Annotated in this window: 14 protein-coding genes; 9 read left to right on the top strand and 5 right to left on the bottom strand. The window is 58.0% G+C overall.

Features of this window, described 5'->3' with window-relative positions; translation table 11 throughout:
- Positions 1-11 precede the first annotated feature (11 nt).
- Positions 12-2210 carry a family 1 glycosylhydrolase gene (locus ACR0J2_RS19540; protein WP_480813540.1) on the bottom strand — a complete coding sequence of 733 codons (2199 nt, stop codon included), beginning with the start codon at positions 2208-2210 and terminating at the stop codon, positions 12-14.
- Between the two features lie 213 nt (positions 2211-2423).
- Here ACR0J2_RS19540 and ACR0J2_RS19535 point away from each other — a divergent pair, with 213 nt between their 5' ends.
- The 9 genes from ACR0J2_RS19535 to ACR0J2_RS19495 all read left to right on the top strand — a co-directional run bounded on the left by ACR0J2_RS19535 (position 2424) and on the right by ACR0J2_RS19495 (position 13388).
- Positions 2424-3176, top strand: a complete 753-nt coding sequence (locus ACR0J2_RS19535) for a sugar phosphate isomerase/epimerase family protein (RefSeq protein ID WP_480813539.1) — start codon at positions 2424-2426, stop codon at positions 3174-3176.
- On the top strand, positions 3176-4222 hold the full coding sequence (locus ACR0J2_RS19530; protein ID WP_480813538.1) for a LacI family DNA-binding transcriptional regulator: 1047 nt from the start codon (positions 3176-3178) through the stop codon (positions 4220-4222). The genes ACR0J2_RS19535 and ACR0J2_RS19530 overlap by 1 nt, the downstream gene beginning before the upstream one ends.
- A gap of 22 nt (positions 4223-4244) precedes the next feature.
- On the top strand, positions 4245-4994 hold the full coding sequence (locus ACR0J2_RS19525) for a basic amino acid ABC transporter substrate-binding protein (RefSeq protein ID WP_170611251.1): 750 nt from the start codon (positions 4245-4247) through the stop codon (positions 4992-4994).
- 74 nt (positions 4995-5068) lie between these two features.
- A complete protein-coding gene (locus tag ACR0J2_RS19520; RefSeq protein ID WP_480813537.1) occupies positions 5069-6715 on the top strand; it encodes an amino acid ABC transporter permease in 1647 nt (548 codons plus the stop codon).
- Positions 6712-8685: a beta-galactosidase gene (locus ACR0J2_RS19515; RefSeq protein ID WP_480813536.1), complete on the top strand. Its 1974-nt coding sequence runs from the start codon at positions 6712-6714 to the stop codon at positions 8683-8685. Before ACR0J2_RS19520 ends, ACR0J2_RS19515 begins: the two co-directional genes overlap by 4 nt.
- A gap of 142 nt (positions 8686-8827) precedes the next feature.
- The gene (locus tag ACR0J2_RS19510; RefSeq protein WP_170611241.1) at positions 8828-9952 is read left to right on the top strand and encodes an extracellular solute-binding protein; all 1125 of its coding nucleotides are present in this window, start codon (positions 8828-8830) and stop codon (positions 9950-9952) included.
- A 116-nt stretch (positions 9953-10068) separates the two neighbouring features.
- A complete protein-coding gene (locus tag ACR0J2_RS19505; RefSeq protein WP_170807596.1) occupies positions 10069-11181 on the top strand; it encodes an ABC transporter ATP-binding protein in 1113 nt (370 codons plus the stop codon).
- 12 nt (positions 11182-11193) lie between these two features.
- Positions 11194-12114 (top strand): ABC transporter permease, encoded by a 921-nt coding sequence (locus ACR0J2_RS19500; RefSeq protein ID WP_170611235.1) that lies wholly within the window; start codon positions 11194-11196, stop codon positions 12112-12114.
- Positions 12111-13388, top strand: coding sequence for an ABC transporter permease subunit (locus ACR0J2_RS19495; RefSeq protein ID WP_170611232.1), 1278 nt, complete (start codon positions 12111-12113; stop codon positions 13386-13388). The genes ACR0J2_RS19500 and ACR0J2_RS19495 overlap by 4 nt, the downstream gene beginning before the upstream one ends.
- A 38-nt stretch (positions 13389-13426) precedes the next feature.
- On the opposite strand, the gene ACR0J2_RS19490 is transcribed toward ACR0J2_RS19495, so the two are convergent.
- From ACR0J2_RS19490 to ACR0J2_RS19475, 4 genes are read right to left on the bottom strand one after another with little or no spacing between them, the layout of a single operon-like run.
- Positions 13427-15346, bottom strand: a complete 1920-nt coding sequence (locus ACR0J2_RS19490) for a beta-galactosidase (protein WP_480813535.1) — start codon at positions 15344-15346, stop codon at positions 13427-13429.
- On the bottom strand, positions 15343-16203 hold the full coding sequence (locus tag ACR0J2_RS19485; protein WP_480813534.1) for an SMP-30/gluconolactonase/LRE family protein: 861 nt from the start codon (positions 16201-16203) through the stop codon (positions 15343-15345). The genes ACR0J2_RS19490 and ACR0J2_RS19485 overlap by 4 nt, the downstream gene beginning before the upstream one ends.
- A complete protein-coding gene (locus tag ACR0J2_RS19480) occupies positions 16200-16805 on the bottom strand; it encodes a 2-dehydro-3-deoxy-6-phosphogalactonate aldolase (protein ID WP_170807600.1) in 606 nt (201 codons plus the stop codon). The genes ACR0J2_RS19485 and ACR0J2_RS19480 overlap by 4 nt, the downstream gene beginning before the upstream one ends.
- Complete coding sequence (locus tag ACR0J2_RS19475) at positions 16802-17695, bottom strand: 2-dehydro-3-deoxygalactonokinase (RefSeq protein WP_480813533.1); 894 nt, start codon at positions 17693-17695, stop codon at positions 16802-16804. The genes ACR0J2_RS19480 and ACR0J2_RS19475 overlap by 4 nt, the downstream gene beginning before the upstream one ends.
- Between the last annotated feature and the right edge of the window lie 4 nt (positions 17696-17699).

Here is a 17699-nt window from a genome sequence, read left to right as displayed (position 1 = left end):
CGGATTGGAGATCAGATGCCCTTGTCGCGCAGGGCGTTTTTGCAGAAGTTGTTTGCTCCGATTATGCCGAATTCAGCCTGCTCTGAAACATAGAGGTTCATCGACCGGCGCAACTCATTGAAGCGGCCACCTGCATTGAAGGCCGCACAGAATGCGTCACGAAACAGCCAGCGGTTCTTTTCTGCCACACCGCCAACCAGATAAACGCCACCTAATGGCATGAGGGTCACCGCCAGATCGCCCATCATGGCGCCAAGATGCGTGGTGAACATTTGCGCCGCCTTCACCGCGAACGGATCAGTTTGCGCACGTGCATCCTGTAGGATGTCCCGGGCGTTGCGTTTTGGCGTGTCGGCATGACCCGCGGCCAGGCCAATAGCCTGATACAGAACCGGCAGGCCGGTGCCGCTCAGAAACATCTCGGCTTCCAGCACCAGACTGTCGTCAAAGAAACAATCGGGCGCGATGCTTCGGGCAGCGCGGAAGACCTCGACCTCGTCATCATGGCGCGGAGAGAGGCCGATATGGCCGCCTTCGCCCGACACGGTATGGTAGCGCCCTTCAGAGTAGAGCAAGGCGCCAACGCCAAGACCAGTGCCCGGTCCAACCACCAGCCGGGTTCCGGGCGGAGGTGTTTCGGACCCTTGCAGGACATCGACATCACTTGATGAGATTTCCGCTACCGACCAGGCGGCCGCGGTGAAGTCATTAATGACGTATGTATTCTGCGCGCCCGTTGCCCGCCCGATGTCTGTTTCGGACAGGTCCAGATGGGCGTTGGTCAACCGGATCGTTCCATTTTTTACCGGCCCGGCCCCGGCCGCGACCACCGCGCGCGGGTCGGTTCCGATGTCGTCCCTCATCTCGTGGAAGGCCGTGAGCAATTGGGAAAGGTTGCCCGTCGGATGTTTTCGCAATTCGGTCAGTTGCCCGTTCGAAATCACCCCGAGCCGGGTGTTGGTCCCACCGATATCGGCAACTAGGTTCCAATGCTCATGCATGCGACCAGCAGGCTGCGTCATGGGACGCGCCAGAACCTCTACTTTTGACAACGCGCTCTTTATTGCCTCGAACGATCCGTTTTCTGCAAACTTATCATCGCCAGGCAAGGATCGGGTAAAAAAACCTTTGACCGGCACGCCTTGATCCATTGCAGTTTGAACCGCTCCAAGAGCTTGGTTCAGGCGTTCGGTCCCTTGTTCAACTGTGCGCTGACCGAGGTTCCGCTGAATGCCATCAGTGACATAGATGGGCAGGTCGCCGGTGTATTCATGTTGTATGTGTAACAAAATCTCCGACAGTTCGGGGCTGATTTTCTGCTCGAGCCCGTCTGCCGGATCAGCGATTTCGCTCGAAATACAATTGAGGACACACCAGTCCATTGGCGCGCCAATCGTTTCGAAATCATCCTGCCAACCATGTGGCAGAAGTTGCTCCAACTTGTCCGGTTCGTCTACGGAATAGGTTTTGCGGAACAGGGCGTTGTTGATGTAGCGCACGTATGATCGGGAGCCATTCCCGACTGTGCGCTCTCCTTGGTCATCAGCAGTCGCAATTTCAGCCTGATCGATATCCAGCATGACGCCAAGATTTGTCATGCCCAGCCCGCGCATGGACTGGATCGACTGCCCATGCGCCAAAAGCAGATGGTGCATGGTACGCGCCGTAGTTCGTGTAAAGCACTGTCCAGGGATTTGGCGATTTGATTCAATAACGTCCAGTGGCGAACAAATTGGCGCGACGCTGTACATCCTGTCGCCGACACGGCCCATTATGATTTCCGTAAAGTCAGCGAACCAACCGGCAATGTCGCGATTTCGCCAACCCCCCAGGTCCGCAAGCGCCATGGGCAAACCCTGGTGAAAAAGGGTGGCGCAGGGGCGTATGCCACGGTCCAGCAAAGCGTCTGCCAGCCGGTCATAATAATCAAGACCATCCGGGCTGGCCGAGCCGCGGCCTTCGGGCATCACCCGCGTCCAGCTGACCGTGAAAGCCAAGCCGTCAAACCCGGCTTCGCTTACCGGATCGAGCCACTGTTCCAGCTTGCTGAGGGGGTCATTCGCCGAACCAGCCAAGTTTTCGGTCGAAGCCGGAAGTGTTTCCCGCCCGACCTGACGCGGATCATCCCTGTTGGCTTCCTCGCCCTGGCAGGCAGGTGACGCCACGCCAAAGAGGAAATCTTTGGGAAAGTCGCTGCGTTTGAAATTCATGCTCGGAACCTGCCGGGGTCGGGAATGATTGCGCTATCATTTATCAGGTCCTTTTGCGGCAATCCAGATGTATGCGCAGTCAAAAATGACTTCTTCTGCTCAAATACCCGACTTGGAATCCGGTCGGGACATCAGCTTTTTTCGGTGCTTGACAAAGAAGGGCGCGTTGTTTCACGATGTTTGAAACGTTTCAATGAGCGAAAACCGGTGTAAATGCGGATATCAGCCCAGCTATATACCGTGCGCCAGCTTGGCGATCTGCGATCTCAGCTTGATCTGGTCGCGCACTGCGGATTTGCCGATGTTGAGGCGGTCGGGTTTCACGGTCTCTCTGTATCGGAAATGACAAAGCAGGTGCGGCAATCGGGATTGAAGGTCCGGTCGGCACATTTTGAATGGGAAGACTTCGAAAGCCGGTTCGAAAAAATCATCACCTTGCTGAAGGGTTTGGAATGCCGAGTGGCCGTCATGCCTTGGCTGGCGCCCGAGGCCAGGCCCGACACTGCCCAGGGATGGTGGGTAGTGTCGGGCCAGTTGGCAAACTGGGCCGCGCGTCTGGCTGAGCACGGCATATGTCTGGCGTATCACAACCATGACTTTGAACTGGTCGGTCCCAGGGGCGAAACGCCGCTGGATATCATATTGTCCAGAAAGGCGTTGTATTGGCAGCCGGATATCGGATGGCTGGCATCTGCCGTTTCGGAACCCCACCATTTACTGCGCCGATATTCCAACCGGATAACGTCGGCGCACGCAAAGGATGTGAAGCCCCGAGCCGGGCCGGAGGATGATCTCTGGTGTGCGCCGGGGGAGGGGTTGGTTGATTGGGCTCCTGTTTTGCAGGCCTTGGCCGACAGTGCCTGCACTGACATTTTTGTCGAACATGACGACACGTATAACCACGCCGAAATACTCAACTCCGGTCGTCGTTTCCTGTGCGACCGGGTTTTGGCCGGGGTCGGGTAATGGCGCGGGCGACGATCAAGTCGATAGCCAGACAAACCGGCTATTCGGTGGGAACCGTTTCCAATGCGCTGCGCGGGGCGGCGTCGGTCAAGGCGGAAACGCGCGAAGTGATCCAGGCCGTCGCGGCTAAAATGGGCTATCGGGTCAATCTGGACGGGCTGAAACTGCGCACCAACAAATCCTATCGCATTGCGGTTTTGGTCAGCGTATCCCCGGACACGGCCGATGAGTGGGAAGGGGTGGAATTCACCCGTATCGTGGCTGGAATCTCCAGTGCCCTTCAGGGGTCGCGATATGAGTTGAGTGTGTTCAGCGTCTCGGACGTCACAGATGCAATGGCAAAACTGGGCCGGATTGTTCAGGACGGTCTGGCCGATGGTGTGATCTTTTCCGGTACATTACACGACGATCCGCGCATCGCGTTCCTGCAGAAAAAAGACTTTCCCTTCGTCACCATGGGCATGAGCGAAAGTGAAGCCCCACATGCCTACGTCGATCTGGACAGTCAGGCCGCAGCGCATGATGCAACGGCGCGCCTGATCCGGCTTGGGCACCGACGTATCGCCTTGGCCAACCCGCCAAAGAATCTGATTTATGCGACGCAACGACAGCAAGGCTATGCCACAGCGCTGTTGGCCGGGGGCTTGCCGGTCGAGCCGGAACTGATCTTCAACGGTCCGGTCACTGCAAAAACGGGGCAGCGGGTTTTCGATGATCTGATGCGCCTGCCGAACCGACCCAGCGCCTGCATATGCGCAAACGAAGCGATGACGCTTGGTGTATTGTCCGGCGCGCATCGCGCCGGTGTAAAGGTTGGACGGGATCTTGTCGTCATCTCGACCGATGACCTGCAACTCAGTCGGTACTTCGTGCCGCCACCCAGCACCTATTATGTGCCGATCGAAGAGACCAGCCAATTGCTGGGCGAGTACATGCTGAAAACGCTGGAGGGGGCCGACCCCACAAGGACACAAAAAAAGATCAGGGCCAGATTGATCGAGCGGCAACCTGACACTGCCGCGCCGCAAACGGCGCACACAAATTGAACCAACAGAGGAGTAGATGAAAATGTTCAAGAACTTGTTTGCCGCAGCGGCGCTGACCGCGCTGACCGCACCCGTGGCCATGGCCGCCGATCTGGAAGGGCGCGTGCTCAAAATCGGAACCGATGCCACCTATCCACCGATGGAAACCGTTGATGAATCCACGGGCCAGATCGTGGGTTTTGACGTGGATGTGATGAACGCGATCTGTGAAAAGGTGAATTGCGTTCCGAACTTCGTGAACACCGCCTGGGACGGCATCTTTGCGGCGCTTCAACAGGGCGAATTCGATCTGGTGATCTCGGGCGTGTCGATCACGCCGGAACGCGAAGAAACCATGGATTTCTCAGACCCCTATATCGTGGTCAGCCAGGCCATCCTGCTGCAGGTCGATAACTCTGACATGACACTGGATGACTTCAAGGCTGGCGGCCAGAAACTGGCGGCGCAAACCGGTACCACCAATGCACAGTTGGCCGAAGAACTGGTTGGGCGTGAGAATGTCAGCCTGTATGATAATTTCTCGGCCGCCATTTTGGCACTGCAGAACGCCGATGTGCAGGGCGTCATCATCGACGGAACTTCGGCTGCGGCTTACGAGCAGGAGTTTGCAGGTGAACTGACCGTGGGTATCACAGGTCTGCAGTCCGATCCGCTGGGCATCGTGTTTCAGGAAGGTGACGCCACCGTTGACGCGATCAACGAAGGGCTGGCCGCGATCAAGGAAGATGGCACGCTGGATGCCCTGGTCGGCAAGTACTGGAGTACCGAGTGATCCTCTGAACGAACAGATGGTCCGGCGGTTCTGACCGCCGGATCCAACCCCAGCAGAGAGGTCGAAGAAATCCCATGTCCCGCCTCAGCTCGATCCGGCCGAGCAATCTTGTATTGCTCGCCGCGGCTCCGTTTATCATCTATCTCTTTGCAACGTCTTCAAAATATCTGCGATCCCTGATTGCCATTCTGGGTATTGGCAACAATGCAGGCGCGATCTTTGTCGGGTTCCTGCTGATCCTGACAGTAGCCGCGCTGGGTTATCTGTGCGCCCGCAGCGCCCGGTTTCAGACGGTCGCGCCCTTGTGGTTGCGCGGTGCAGCCTTGGCGGCATTACCAGCGGCCGCAGCGCTGGCGGTTCTGGGCTTCGTGGCCCCACAAATTTTGATGCCATTTGCCGAATCCGTGTTCTTTCACGCACTCAGCGAAAATACGTCAGCGCTTATAGACCGATCAGAACAGACATGGGTTCTTTTTCCGGAAGTGGTTCAACAGGTTCAGAGCGGTTTGCAGATACTGCTTTGCGTCTATGCGGCTTTGGTAGCCGTGATCCTGATTTCGCCAAACCTGCCAACTGCGATGCGTGGGTATGTCCGGTTGGGGCTAGAGATTATTACCGGTGCCGCACTGTTTTATCTGATGTTCATGGCGCACTGGCAGTTTGCGACCGGTGTCGCAATCACCTTCCGGGCGGCAATATTTGCCTATATCTTTGCCGCGATCCTGGGGCTGATCTGGGTCGGATTGCAATCTTTCAAGCCCAAGGCCAGAACAACGGTGGTCTATGGCTCGATCAGTCTGGCCCTGCTGGCAGTCTCGGCCTTTTTCTTCATGCAGCCGCAGGTCAGCTATGAACTGATCGGTACAACCGAGGCCCGCATTGCCATTGTGCGCGGTACGCCGCAGGCGCAGGCAGACATCATTCGGTTTGGCGAATTCGAGGGCGGCGAAGGTCAGCAATATCGCATTCGCAGTGCACCGGATGCCGTCAGCGCGCTGGATCAGATCGAGTCCGTGGACAGCGTGTCGGGTGCCTTTGTTCCCGCCGGGACAAATACCAAAGGGTATCCGGTGATCTGGCAGACCAGCTTTCTGCCCGACAAATACCGAAACCCGGCACTGGCCTTTGCGGTTTTCGGCTTTCTGCTTCTGATCCTGACGATAGGTGGGGCGCAGCACAAACTGCATCCTCTTGCGGTCGGGGCCGAGTTCTTTGTGGACACGATCCGGGGCATACCGATGCTGGTGATCATCCTTTACATCGGTCTGCCGCTGGCGGGCGCGGTCAAGGATGCCACTGGCGGCGGCATCGACATGACCAATATGACCCGTGGTATCATCGCCATTTCGGTGGGCTATTCGGCTTATATGGCCGAAATCTTCCGGTCCGGCATCGAGGCCATCCCACGAGGACAGATCGAGGCGGGCGGGTCATTGGGCCTGTCGCGCTGGCAGACTGCGCGGCTGATCATTCTGCCACAAGCGCTGCGGATCGTGACCCCCCCATTGGGCAATGAATTCATCGCCATGATCAAAGATACGTCATTGCTGTCAATTCTGTCGGTGCGCGACATGACTCAGCGCATGCGCGAGTTTCAGGCCGCCAGCTTTCTGCCTTTCGCTCCGTTCAACACTGCGGCCATTTTGTACGTGGTCATTACCCTTGGCTGCGCTAGTTTCCTGAAATGGATCGAGCGGCGGACCGCAAGAGAAAACAGATGAGTAAACTGGAACTTGGGGTCTGCTACTACCCGGAACAATGGGACGCGTCGCAGTGGCGTGACGATGCTGCGCGGATGGCCGATATGGGGTTGGACTGGGTGCGCATTGCCGAGTTCACGTGGGGTCTGATCGAGCCTGAGCGTGGGCGGTTCAAATGGGGCTGGCTGGACGAGGTGATTGGCATTCTGGGCGAGGCTGGCTTGCGCGTGATGATGTCCACGCCCACTGCCGCGCCGCCGAAATGGTTGATTGATCAGCATCCTGAGATCCTTCCTGTGGGTCCGGATGGCCGGGTGCGCGGGTTCGGATCGCGCAGGCATTACTGTTTCTCCAGCGACATTTACCTGGCTGAAGCCAGCCAGATCGCCACCGAATATGCCCGCCGTTACGGACAGAACCCCCATGTTCACGCCTGGCAGATCGACAATGAATACAATGACCACGATACCGTTCTCAGCTATTCGGACGCGGCGCGCCGCGGTTTTCAGCGCTGGCTGGCCGAGCGGTACGCGACGATTGAAAACCTGAACCGGATTTGGGGAACGGTTTTCTGGAGCACGGTCTATTCGGACTTTGATCAGATCGGGCTGCCGAATGGTTTGGTTGCCATGCCCAACCCAACCCATTCGCTTGATTTCGCGCGGTATTCTTCGGACCGGGTGCGGCTGTTCAATCGGACCCAGGTGGATATCCTGCGGCAGTTTTCACCGGGCCGGGACATCACGCATAACTTCATGGCGGGCAGTTTCGAGTTTGATCATCACGCCGTTGGTGCTGATCTGGATATCGTGGGTTTTGACAGCTACCCGCTGGGAAACTTGCTGGGTTCGACGCTGACGGACGAGGAAAAGCACCGGTACCTACGCACCGGGGCACCGGATTATCAGGGGTTTCACTGCGATCTGTACCGAAGTCAGGGAAATGGCCGGATGTGGGTGCTGGAACAGCAGCCAGGTCCGGTAGATTGGGCAGAGAAAAACCCCTCGCCAGCGGATGGAATGGTGCGGCTATGGACGTGGGCGGCCTATGCGCATGGCGCTCAGGCAGTGATGTTTTTCCGATGGCGCCAGGCCAGGTTCGCGCAGGAACAATTCCACACTGCTTTGCAGAGATCGGATGGCAGCCCTGATCAGGCATCGGTCGAGCTGGCGCAGGTTGCAGAGGAACGCGATAACCTGCCGGAACAAGTCCGTGACCGGGCGCAGATCGCCATGCTGCTGGATTACGAGTCGATTTGGGCTGCGGACATCCTTCCGCATGACGATGCGTTTCCAAACGCGCAGATCGTGCGTGAATGGTATGCCGCATTCCGGCGGTATGGGGTTGATCTGGATTTCGTGGGGCCGGAGAGCGATTTGTCCGGCTATGCGCTGGTTGTATTGCCGCAAAGCATGATCATTACACCCGATCTTGCCGAGAAGTTGAAGAACTGCACGGCAAAATTGCTGATCGGCGCACGGTCTGGCAGCAAAACGCCCGACATGCATACCCCCGAGGGGCTGGCACCCGGACTTTTGTCAGATTTGACCGGACTGCGTGTCCTGCGGGTGGAGTCGCTGCCGGATTTGGCGGCAGAACGCGTTCGCCTGACTAGTGGAGAGACGCATGGGTTCACAGGCTGGCGCGAGATCGTGGAGACGAATCAGGACGTTATCGCGCGATTCGAAAGCCCCTACCGCGATGGAAGCCCGGCGGCCGTGCGTTCGGCGCGTGCCACCTACCTGGCGATGATTCCGCGAAAAGGGCTGCTGCACGCGATTGTCGCTGAAACTCTGGACTGGGCAGGAATAATTGGCAGTGATGTCGGGCCGGATGTGCGCGTCACCCGCCGTGGTGACCTGACATTCGCCTTCAATTTTGGTGACGTCGCAGTAACATTGCCTGAAGACAAAAGCCGCCGATTTTTGGTCGGACAAGCCAGTATTGGCCCGCGTGACCTGGCCATCTGGCGTGATGACTCAGTGGCTTAACCAGGTTTTCCAATCGGTTGGCCGGCAATCTGGACCTATTATTTTTGTCAACTGTCACTTTTGGCCTGACAGGCTTGCCGCAAAGTTCTAGCCTGCGACTACAAAACAAAAACAAGTCGTTCCAACAATGGGAGTACACTCAATGGAAAACCGTAAAACTGTAACGCGTCGTACAGTCCTTAAAGGGGCCGGTGCAGCGGCGCTGGCAGCGCCACTATACAGCAAGTCCGCTTTGGCATCTTCGGGTGAGATCAACATCTTGATGTGGTCGGATTACCTGCCGCCGTCCTTCATCGAAGAGTTCGAGACCCTGACCGGTATCAAGGTCAACTACACCGGTATCGGGTCGAACGAAGAAATCATCAACAAGATGAAGGCCACCAAAGGCCAGGGCTTTGACATCATCTCGCCCACCAACAACCGCTCGCTCCAGTGGGAGCCGCTGGAACTGCTGCAGCCGTTTGACATGAACAAGGTTCCGATCGATCTGGTGAACCCGGCGATGGCGAAGATCGGTACGGATGCCTGGAACTTCGGCGATAGTGGCGCGCACTGGCTGCCGCATATCTGGGGCACCGAAGGCATCGCATATCGCACTGATCTGTGGCTGCCTGAAGGCGACGCACCGTCTTATGGCGACGTCTGGTCCGAGGAAAACGCCGGCAAGACCATGGGCCGTGCGCACTCGATGATGCTGGGTGCGGGTCTTTATATGGAACGTTCCGGTGAGATGGAGCCGGGTTCGGTCTGGGCCGCATATGGCGACGAAGAGACCATGCGCAAAGTCTGGGGTCAGATCGCCGACTGGTGTATCGCGCGCAAGGACCGGATCAAGCTGATCTGGAACGACGCGGACACACAGAAGAACGGTCTTTTGAATGAAGGCGTCGTTGTCGGCCAAACATGGGACGGCCCGCCGCTGGCCCTGAAATCTGCCGGTGAGCCTGTGCACTATCAGGCGCCTGTTGAAGGCGCGATGGCCTGGGTTGACGGTATTTCGATGCCGTCAGGTGCGGCGAATATCGACCAGGTCTATGCATTCATCGACTTTGCCTATCAGGCCAAGCCTGCTGGTGTTGCAATTGACAGCCACGGCTACAACTCGCCGGTGCTGGGTGCCGACCAATATTCGGGCGACACCTACAAGAAGAACTTCGCCGAGGCCTATCCAGGCGACTCGCTGGCCAACCTCAATCCGTGGCCGGCCGAAGCACCTTGGTATGCGGAAACCCGGACCGAGTTCGTCAACAAGTTCAAGAGCGCCTGATCGCCTTGAAATCTGGCCCCTCGCGCTGGCGCGGGGGGCTGTTTCCGTACGCCGCCCCGGTGCGACGGACTGAAATGTGACACGGTCGCGGGCCGTGCTCCAGGGAGATACCAAAAATGAGTGCAGGGGTCGGAGTCGATCTGGAAAACCTGTGGATCCGTTTCGGTGATTTTGTCGCCGTGCGAGATGCGAACGTAAACATCAACGGGGGCGACTTCTTTTCGTTCCTCGGCCCCTCGGGCTGCGGCAAGACAACCATCCTGCGCGCTGTGTCGGGTTTTCTGGAGCCGAGTGAAGGGAACGTCCTGATCGGCGGCAACAATATGCGGGGGATCGGGCCGAACAAACGCCCGACCGCACTGATCTTTCAGAACCTCGCGTTGTTCCCGCTGATGAAGGTCTGGGAAAACATCACCTTCTCGATGGAAATCAAGGGCGCCAGCGCTGCCGAACGTCGCAAACGTGCGGACGAACTGCTGGACATGATCGCGCTGCCGGGGCAGGGCGACAAACTGCCCAGCGAATTGTCGGGCGGTCAGCGTCAGCGTGTGGCAATCGCACGTGCCCTGTGTGCCGAACCCGATGTTCTGTTGCTGGACGAACCGCTGTCGGCCCTGGACCTCAAGCTGCGCCAGCACATGCGGACCGAACTGCGAGAAATTCAACAGCGTGTGGGCATCACGTTCATTTACATCACCCACGATCAGGGTGAGGCACTGACCATGTCGGACAACATCGCCGTAATGCGAGCAGGCGTCATCGACCAGATCGCCGACGGTAAAACCATTTACAACGATCCCAATACGGCTTTTGCAGCCTCTTTCGTGGGCGAAAACAACGTCTTCCGCGGCAAGATCAAGCAAGTGATGGGCAATGAGGCCCTGATTTCGACCAACCGCTCGGGTGAGCTGGTTGCACGGATTTCGACCGCCAATCAGGGCAAGATGAAGGAAGGCGACGACGCGATGATGTTCATCCGTCCCGAAGCCTTCGCCATAGCGCCGGACAGTGCAAGGGGCAATCATTTCGTCACCGCCCGCGTCAACCACGAAGAATTCGAGGGCAACGTCTTTAACATTTTCACCGAAGGTGAAGGCGGCAAAGAGATCAAAGTGTCGATCCCGAACCACGGACAGTCTTTCGAGGATCACACCGGTCGGAACATCACGCTGGAATACGAGACCCGCAACGCGGTTCTGGTTCCTGCTGGTGAGCTGGCAGCGGAATAAGGGGAAGAACTTATGCCCCGGTTTCTGAAAGAATTTTTCAATCGCAACGGCACCGGCATGGGACTGGCAATTTTGGGTTTGGTGGTCTTCTGGACCATTGGCCTGATCATTTTGCCTCAGCTGTCGATGTTGGACTTCTCTTTCCGTCCAAACCTTCCGCCGCCTGAAATCGGCGGGCCCAAGGACGTTTATACGCTGGAGAACTACAAATACCTGATCTATGGCCCCGAAGGTGGTAGTCAGGATTATAACGTGGTCGATCTGCGGGTGTTCTTTCGAACGCTTGTCGCGGCGGTCTGCGTGACGATCTTCAACCTGATCATCTGTTATCCGATTGCCTATTATCTGGGCCAGACCGAGGGCAATCAAATCCGTATTTTCGCGATCATGTTGATCATTCCATACTGGATCAATGAAATCCTGCGCGCCTTTGCCCTGCGGATTATCTTTGGCGAGACCGGTGTTCTGAATACGCTGTTCGTGGGACTGGGGATATGGGATACGCCGTTCGACTTCATCCGCAACGATATCGCGCTGTATGCCGGCCTAGGCTATGCCTATATCCTGCTGATGATTTTCCCGATGTATAACGTTATTGAAAGTCTGGACAAAAACCAGATCGAAGCGGCGCGGGATCTGGGTGCGCCCTGGTGGCGGATTCACTGGCGCGTGGTCATTCCATATGCCAAACCGGGTATCAGTTCTGGCTGTACCATGGTGTTCATGCTGTCCGCCGGTGCGCTGGCCGCGCCACAGATTCTGGGCGGTCCATCGTCGCTGTGGTTCACGCAGCTGATCTATCAGCAGTTCAACGACAACAATGACTGGCCGCAGGGGGCCGCCTACGCCATCGTGCTGCTGGTGACCTGTATCCTGTTCGTTCTGGCGATGATGCGTGTGTTCAAAGTGAACATGGGGGACATCGGGAAATGAATAATTCCTTCCTCCGCATAAGCATCTGGGTCTATCTGGTCATCTTTTTCCTGTACCTGCTGGGCCCGCTGGTGATCATGTCGATCACAGCTTTCAACTCGTCCGGGTTCCCGAGGATGAGTCCGTGGGAATGCCTGACCTTCCAGTGGTTCGGCGAGCTGTTTCAGGATCAGCGTATTCTGAATGGCATCAAGAACTCGCTAATCATCGGTGCCGGAACGGTTGTTCTGTCGGTGGCGATGGGTCTGGCCGGGGCGCTGATGCTGACCCAGATCTGGCCCAAGCTTCGGGCGACCTACTACACCGTCATCATCGCGCCGATCCTGATCCCAGGTGTTGTTCTGGGTATCTCGACCCTGGTCTTTTGGGACAGGATCAACCGGTTTCTGGGCCTGGGGGCTGACAGCTTCCTGTCCAACGGTATCTTCCTGACGGTGATCGGCCAGTCCACCTTTATTGCCAGCTATTGCATGCTGGTGCTGGTAGCGCGTCTGCAGCGCTATGATGTGGCATTGACCGAAGCGGCGCTGGATCTCGGGGCAAGCCATGCCCAGGCGTTCCGCAAGATTCTGTTGCCCTTCATGCGCCCTGCGATTGCGTCGGCGGCAGTGTTGGCGTTCCTCGCTTCGTTCGAGAACTACAACACGACCACCTTCACCTTCGGTGAATACCCGACCCTGACAATCGAACTGGCGCAGAAGGTCCGCTATGGTATCACGCCTGCGATCTCGGCCCTGGCCTTCATCATCGTGGCGCTGACCGTGTTTTTTGCCTTGCTGAACGAGGCAAAGCTGAAACGTCAGGAACTGGTCGCGGCGGCCCGCAAACAGGCCACAGTTGAGGAATTGGCTGGCAAGATCAAACTGCCCAGCTTCTTTTCAGGCAACACCGCCGCCGTATTGCTGGTTATCTTCTCGGTCGCAACGATCACCGTTGTGGGTACTGCTACGGCCTATAACCCCGCGCAGTGCATTGCCAATGTGAAAGAAGAGAAGCGCCTAGAGGCAGAACAGCGGATTCAGGAGCTGCGCAAGCAGCGCGAAGAACAGCGCAAAAAGCGCGAGGCGGAACAGGCCGAACAGGGCGACGCCCAGCAATCGGCTCCGAAACCGTCGAACAACAGCGGCTTTGGAAACGTGTTCGCGCCAAATACACTGGGCGGAGAGGAGAGCGACGGTGCTTCGGAACCCGAAGAACAGCCCTCGGATTCGAACGGTGGAAGCGGGGGTTTCGGCGGGGCATTTGACCCCAACAGCCTGAACAGCGGCGACTAGACGTAACTCGCCCAACACCAGACCACCGCCCGGACAAGTCAGTCTTGTTCGGGCGGTTTGCGATTTAGGATGATCACATCGCATCCATCAATTACATGGCCGTTCCATTCCACGGGATCAGCGTTGTAGTTAATCAGGATCTCGTGATCCGCAGTTTCGCGGCGGCGCAGGCCACGTGGCATTGGTTGCAAGGACAGGCCAATCTCTTGAGCGGCCAAAGCAATCACGCGGTCCCAAAGGGCCTCGTCCGGAAACCCCGCCAGATACCAAAGCCCATCAGCGCCTTTCAGCGCCGGGGACTTGTCCTGAAACAGAAGCAGATTGGGGGCGTCCCCTGACACGCGGTCGACCCAGTGTTTCGCAGCTCCGCCGCCGACGACCGCGCGGTCAACGTTGGGGGGTAGCGTTTCCACAAGGTCAACATTGCAACTAAGTGCCTTCAGGCCGGGACGGCCTGTCTGGGGTATTTGAAATTCAGATGTGATTGCCCCTGTTCGGGGCCCGAGGATGGCAAGATCACAGCTTTCCGACAGCCTGCTTTCAAACCCGTCATCCAGCGTTGCCAGACCGGGGGCAAGGATCAGCCTGTACTTTTCCGCGGACTTGTCCGCTGAAGTTACGAAATCAACAGACAACCCAGCACGGCGAAGGGCGCAATAGGCCGAAAAAACCAGCCGAAAGTAATCGAAACCGGCACCTTGCGGCTGTGTTTTCCAAGCCCAGTCCGAGGCGTAGTCGAACACGAGTGCAACTGGGGCACGCGATGGCCTCACTTCCCCCAATCCGGTCAGAACGTCTGCGGTCTGCCTGACTTCATCCAATGCAGGAGCGGGGCGATTGTCCGGTGTCAACAGACCGGCATGCATCTGTTCCTGCCCGAACGGGGCCTGCCGCCAACGAAAGTAGCTGATCACCTCGGCACCATGGGCAACGGCCTCAAGGGACCAAAGCCGAACCATTCCGGGCAGGGGGGCTGGGTTATAGGGGGCCCAGTTCACCGGTCCGGGCTGTTGCTCCATCACCCACCAGCGCCCGTGACCAACTGCACGATAAAGATCATGGTGAAAGGCCTGCATGTCCGGATCACCCTGCTGCAGAAACGCAGATTTATGATCCTCATCCGCTTCAAGCCTGTCAGACAGAAAACCGATGGGATAGCTGTCCCACGTGGCGATATCGAGGTCTTTGCCCACCGCGAAATGGTCGAATTCCAACACGCGGCCCATGTAGTTGTGCAGCAATGGTGCATCCGTCAGCGGACGCAGTTCATCTACCTGCACCTTATTGAAAGCCGCGACCTGATCAGAACTGAAGCGACGAAAGGCCAGCACATGCGCCGGGTTCGGCTCGGTCACCGTCAGGTTTGGAAGGTCGATCTGGTCGAATTCACTGTATTCCATTGACCAGAACACGTTACCCCAGGCTTCATTCAGCGCGTCTATGCTGGTGTATTCGGCGGCGAGCCAAAGGCGGAAAGCCTGCAAGGCCGCCGGACTGTAGCTGATTGTGGTGTCATGACAGCCGTATTCGTTGTCGATTTGCCAGGCCACGACATGAGGATTGCGCCCGTACCGCTCACCCATGATCCGGGCGATGCGGCCGCATTCGTTCGCGTAACCCTTGTGACTGAAGCAATAGTGACGCCTTGATCCAAACTTTCGAGGGTTCCCCACAACGTCCACTGCCAGCATGTCCGGATGACGGTCCAGCATCCAGCGTGGTGGTGTTGCCGTTGGCGTACCCAGAACAATCTTCAGACCGGCCGAGCCAAGCGTTTCAATCGCCCGGTCCAGCCAGTCGAACTGCAATTCTCTCGGGCGGGGTTCCATCCTACTCCAGGCGAATTCCCCGATCCGAACCCAATGCAGGCCGGCCTCGATCATGCTTCTGGCGTCTTCTCGCCACATCTCTTCGGGCCAATGTTCGGGATAATAGCAAACGCCCAATTCCGGCTTCATAGGAGGACCCGATATTCTGCCCTACCCTGACCAGCGCCGCTGGCGGCGAAGGTCATGCCATTGGTGGGTTGTGCTTCGATTACGTCCGCATCCAGACCCTGGCGGGCCGTTGTGCAGAACAAAGTGGTCAGGTCTTCACCACCGAATGCGGGGCACGAGGTGTGGGCGGCCGGAACCGAAACCGCGCGGAGAAAACTGCCCTCGGGACTGTAAACAGCGACACGGCCAGCCCCCCATTGCGCGATCCAGATGTTGCCTGCGACATCCGTTACGGCTCCGTCAGGGTTCAGCCCGGCTTCGCGAAAGTCCAGAAACACCGAGCTGTCGCCAATGGGCCAACCGGTTTTGTCCTCCAGTTTCCAACGCCGGACCTGCCCGGCAGCGGTGTCCGCGAAATACGCGCAGGATCCGTCAGGTGCGAAGCAAATCGCGTTCGAGATTGTCACGTCTGGGACCAGTTTTCGCAACTCTCCCCGCCAATATCGGTAGATCGCCCCGGCGCCGTGTTCAGCTTTTTTGCCCATGGTCCCGATCCAGAACCCGCCCCATGGGTCAGCCCGCCCGTCATTCGAACGTGTTACCCGATTATCAGCTTCAAGCGGTGTGACCAGTTCCTTTCTGCCATTGCCCAGGCCAAAGCGCCACAATCCCGTTTCCGACGCAATCAGCAACGTATCGTGATCCACCCAGCCAGCTGCAGAAACATGTTCGTCAAAACCCCAGCTCTTTTGCCCGGATTGATCCCTTGTCATCAGGCACCGGTTAAGGATGTCAAACCAGAACAACTTCTGCCGTTCCGGATGCCAGAGCGGCCCTTCGCCCAACGCGCAGGGACGCTCGTCATAGATTTCGGTCATTCCACGGCCTCATCATACGCCGCCACGATCTGTCCGGCGCGGTCGGCAATCTCCGTGACACTCATTCCCGGTTTGAACAGGGCAGATCCGATTCCGAAGCCGTCCGCGCCTGCCTTGATCCAGTCCCGGAAATTGTCCGGGCCCGCTCCGCCGACGGCAAACACCAGTGTTCCGTCGGGAAGGACAGGGCGCAACGCTGCCAGTCCGGTGGGACCGGCAAGAATGCCGGGAAAAAGTTTCAACCCGGTGGCGCCGGCGCGAAGTGCAGCGAATGCCTCGGTTGGTGTGTAGACGCCCGGCCAGCTTTGCATGTTCAGCGCGACCGACTTGCTGATGACATCCACATCGCAATTCGGGGACACGATCAGTTTTCCACCAGCGGCTGCAACTGCCTCGGCCTGTTCAGGTGTCAGCACGGTTCCTGCACCGATAAGGGCGCGATCGCCGAAGGTGGCGGACAAAATGCGGATGCTCTCCAGCGGGTCGGGAGAGTTCAGGGGGACTTCGATCCGGTCGATACCAGCTTCAAGCAGCGCTTGACCAACTGGGGCTGCCTCATCCGGGCGCAATCCGCGCAAAATGGCTATGATCGGACGGCTCATGCGGTTTGCCTCGTGAGTTGTCGCGCTTGAGCCAGACCTGCCAGTGTTACCAAAGTGGCATCCGCCGTTTCCACAAACGCACCTTGTAGCTGTAGCGCCTTGGCGTACACCTCTGATGGTCCTTCCGCGCCGATGATGGCCAGTTGCTGACCCAGCCAGTAGGGGCGCGTGGCTGCAAGTTCCGCACCGATCAGTAGACCGGACAAGCGCGCGCGCGCCACGTCCTTGCCCTGGCCATGCAGCAGGTCGGCTGCGCGCAAGCCGAACAGTCGGGCCGCCAACTGTTCCGGCTTTGAAAGGGTGTCTGCCACGGATTCCGCAAAAGCGGCCTCATCCCAGCCGGTGCCAACCGAGTGTTGCAGGACCGATTGCCCCTGAAGCAGATCAAACATTTCGCCGGTCATGAAGGTGCGGAAACTGACGACCTCGCCAGCGCTGACCTGAACCCATTTCGTGTGTGTCCCGGGCAGGCAGATCACACCGTCCCAGTTTGGACGTGTTGCCAGAAATCCTGCGATCTGGGTTTCTTCGCCGCGCATGACATCGGCGGGATCGTTCTGTTTTAGTCCCGGCACCACAAACGCGCGAATACTCGGATCAGTGCCCGGCACACGGATTGGCATTTCCGGAAGCGGCGCGGACGGAACCGCAGAGTAGGGGGCCTCGACCCAACCCTGCCGGGCGCCAACCATGCCGCAGGCAACCACATCGGTCGGGCCGGCGCCAAGCCAGCCTCCAATCAGGTCCAGCAGGACCTGCTGAAAATCGCGCCCCGCAACACGTGACATGCCCCGGTCGGATTGGGCGTGATCCAGTACGGAATCGCCTTGCATTGCCCAGGCGCGCAGATGGGAGGTTCCCCAATCAACCGCGATCCATTCTGTGTTCATGTTC

Source organism: Ruegeria sp. CG4 (genome assembly GCF_056537185.1).
The sequence above is the reverse complement of the archived record's forward strand: the minus strand, read 5'-3'. Positions and strand labels throughout refer to the sequence as shown.